This is a genomic window from Jatrophihabitans sp. (genome assembly GCF_051960575.1).
Taxonomy (GTDB): domain Bacteria; phylum Actinomycetota; class Actinomycetes; order Mycobacteriales; family Jatrophihabitantaceae; genus JBQCEE01.
Window position 1 is genome coordinate 1 of the sequence record NZ_JBQCEE010000263.1, and the last position, 3,113, is coordinate 3,113.

Consider the following 3,113-nt stretch of genomic DNA (forward strand, 5'->3'; position numbering starts at 1 on the left):
AGGCCCGCTCGCGTCCCGGGGGCCAGATGACGTAGAGCGCGACCGGCACGAGGTAGACCAGCCAGCCGACCACCTCGATCACGACGGGTCGCGGCTGGATGCCGAGCATGCCGGTGAGCAGCGACGCCTGCACCGACCCGGGACGCACCAGCGCGCTCAGGTCGACGGTGCGGCCCTGGCCGACGGTCAGCCAGCCGGCCTCGTGGGCGGTGTGCAGCGTCGAGACGACCAACCCGGCGGCGACGAGCACGAGCACCAGGCCGGTGGCACGGAAGAACTTCGACAGGTCCAGCCGCACGCCGCCGCGGTAGATCCCGACGCCGAGCGCGATCGCGACGAGCAGACCGAGCACGGCGCCCACGCCGCCCGCGGCACCGCTCGTGCTCTGGTCGAAGGCGGCGATGAGGAAGACGACGGTCTCGAAGCCCTCGCGCACCACGGCGAGAAATGCCATCAGCACCATCGCGCGGGCCCCGGCGCCGAGGCTGTCGGCGGCCATCGTCTCGAGCTGGCCCTTCAGCCCGCGGCTGTGCCGCCGCATCCAGACCACCATGAACGTGACCGTCACGACGGCGACGGCCCCGATCACCGTCTCGAGGCCCTCCTGCTGCCGCTGCGGCAGCTCGCGGGACGCGACCTCCAGCCCGACGCCGACAGCCACGCACAACAGCACGGCCGCGCCGACGCCGGCGGCGACCCAGCGCAGCAGGTCGGGTCGGCCCTGCTTGCGCAGGAAGGCGGCGATGATGCCGACGATGAGCGCGGCCTCCAGCCCCTCCCGGATCCCGATCACGAACGTGGGCAGCACTGCGACCTCCTCGACGGTGACTTAGGTATGCCTAACCTAACTCAAGCTCGCGCCGCGGGGACAGCCGGTCGGACGTGATGCGCCCTACGCTTCGGTCGTGCGGCTCGACCTCAACGCCGACCTCGGCGAGGGCTTCGGCATCTGGCGCCTCGGCGACGACGAGGCGCTGCTGGACGTCGTCACGTCGGCGAACGTGGCCTGCGGGTTCCACGCGGGCGACCCGCTCACGATGCGCCGGGTGTGCGTGGCGGCTGCGGCGCGCGGCGTCGCGGTCGGCGCCCACGTCGGCTACCGCGACCTCGCGGGCTTCGGACGGCGGCGCATCGACATCGCCCCCGACGACCTGGCCGCCGACGTGCTCTACCAGCTCGGTGCGCTGGACGCGTGCGCTCGCGCGGCCGGTGACCGCGTGCGGTACGTCAAGCCGCACGGCGCGCTCTACAACACCGCCGCGGACGACATGGTGCAGGCGGAGGCGGTGGCCGAGGCGGTCGCGGCCTTCGACCGGGCGCTGCCGCTGCTGGGGCTGCCCGGCTCGGCGCTCGAGACGGCGGCCCACGACGCCGGCGTGCCGTTCGTGGCCGAGGCGTTCGCCGATCGCGCCTACCTGCCCGACGGCCGGCTCGTGCCGCGTTCGCAGCCCGCCGCCGTGCTCACCGATCCCTACGCGGTGGTGGCCCAGGCGGCCGCCATCGCGGTGCACGGGCGGGTGATCGCCACGGACGGGTCGAGCGTGCCGGTCGACGCCCGCTCGCTCTGCGTGCACGGCGACACCCCGGGCGCGGTCGAGCTGGCCCGCGAGATCCGCCGCACCCTGGCCGACGCGGGCGTCACGCTGGGCGCCTTCGCCCCGTGAGCCCGTCGCCGCTCGCCGTCCGTCCGTGCGGCGAGGACGGGCTGCTGCTCGAGGTCGGGTCGACGGCGCAGGCGATCGCCGTCGCCGGTGCGGTCGCACGGGTGCCCGGCGTGGTCGAGGCGGTGCCCGCAGCGCGCACGGTGCTCGCGGTGCTGCGTCCTGGCACCGATCCAGCAGCGGTGCTCGCGGCGGCGGGTGCGGCCGAGGCGCGGGCGACCGACGGGCCGCTCGTCGAGCTCGACGTCCTGTACGACGGGGCCGACCTGGGCTCGACGGCCGCTGAGCTCGGGCTGTCGCCGGACGAGCTGGTGGCCCGCCACGCGGCGGTCGAGCACGTCGTCGCGTTCTGCGGCTTCAGCCCAGGCTTCGCGTACCTCACCGGGCTGCCGCCGGACCTGCGGGTCGGCCGGCTGGCGAGCCCGCGCACGGCGGTGCCGGCGGGGTCGGTCGCGATCGCGGGCGAGTACACCGGCGTCTACCCGCGCGTCTCCCCCGGCGGCTGGCGGCTGCTGGGCCGCACCGACGCGCCGCTCTGGGACCTCCACCGCGACCCGCCCGCGTTGCTGGCGCCCGGCACCCGCGTCCGGTTCCGGCCCGGGTGATCGAGATCGTCGCGCCGGGCCCGCTCGCGACCGTCCAGGACCTCGGGCGCGTCGGGCTGGCAGCGCTCGGCGTGCCGCGCTCGGGCGCCTTCGACCGGGCGGCTCTGCGGCTGGCGAACCGGCTGGTCGGCAACGACGAGGCTGCGGCGGCGATCGAGTTCACGCTCGGCGGCCTGGTCGTGCGGTGCCTGGACGCGGCGACCGTGGCGCTCACCGGCGCCCGTTGCCCCGGCGTGACCCGCTGGGGTGAGGCGGTGACGTGCCGGGCCGGGACGACGCTGCGGTTCGGAGTGCCGGCGACCGGGCTGCGCAGCTACCTCGCGGTGCGCGGCGGCATCGCCGTCGAGCCGGTGCTCGGCTCACGCAGCACCGACCGGTTGTCGGGACTCGGGCCGCCGCCGCTCGCCGCCGGTGCGCTGCTGTCGGTCGGCGCGGCGCCGGCCGGCCCGGTCGCTGACGGTTTCGCCGTCCCGGCCGCTCGGCCCGCGTCGCTCGCGGTGGTACCCGGGCCGCGCAACGACTGGTTCACGCCGGCGGCGGTCGACGCGTGCTTCGCGACCTCCTGGACGGTGACCGCCGAGGCCGACCGCATCGGCATCCGGCTCGACGGGCCGCACCTCGAGCGCGCGGTGGCGGGCGAACTGCCGAGCGAGCCGATGCGGCCCGGTTCGGTGCAGGTGCCGCCGTCAGGTCACCCGCTGATCTTCGGCCCGGACGCGCCGGTGACCGGTGGCTACCCGGTGCTGGCCGTGCTCCTCGACCCGGCCGGCCCGGCCCAGCTGCGGCCGGGCGACCCGGTCCGCTTCGCCGAGGCGGCCGGCCGGCTCAGGTGAGGATCGGGTGCAGG

The 3,113-nt window shown here is 76.2% G+C and carries 4 protein-coding genes; 3 read left to right on the forward strand and 1 reads right to left on the reverse strand.

Features of this window, described 5'->3' with window-relative positions; genetic code table 11:
- The coding region (gene efeU, locus ACTHMS_RS14975) for an iron uptake transporter permease EfeU (protein WP_440307475.1) at positions 1-808 on the reverse strand (808 nt) is incomplete at its 3' end.
- Positions 809-905: 97 nt separating this feature from the next.
- On the opposite strand from efeU, the gene ACTHMS_RS14980 reads away from it, so the two are divergent.
- Genes ACTHMS_RS14980 through ACTHMS_RS14990 form a run of 3 tightly spaced genes read left to right on the forward strand, consistent with a single transcriptional unit; the run spans position 906 to position 3,099 of the window.
- Positions 906-1,664 (forward strand): LamB/YcsF family protein, encoded by a 759-nt coding sequence (locus ACTHMS_RS14980; protein ID WP_440307476.1) that lies wholly within the window; start codon positions 906-908, stop codon positions 1,662-1,664.
- A complete protein-coding gene (locus ACTHMS_RS14985; RefSeq protein WP_440307477.1) occupies positions 1,661-2,266 on the forward strand; it encodes a 5-oxoprolinase subunit B family protein in 606 nt (201 codons plus the stop codon). Before ACTHMS_RS14980 ends, ACTHMS_RS14985 begins: the two co-directional genes overlap by 4 nt.
- The gene (locus tag ACTHMS_RS14990) at positions 2,263-3,099 is read left to right on the forward strand and encodes a biotin-dependent carboxyltransferase family protein (protein ID WP_440307478.1); all 837 of its coding nucleotides are present in this window, start codon (positions 2,263-2,265) and stop codon (positions 3,097-3,099) included. The genes ACTHMS_RS14985 and ACTHMS_RS14990 overlap by 4 nt, the downstream gene beginning before the upstream one ends.
- Positions 3,100-3,113 lie beyond the last annotated feature (14 nt).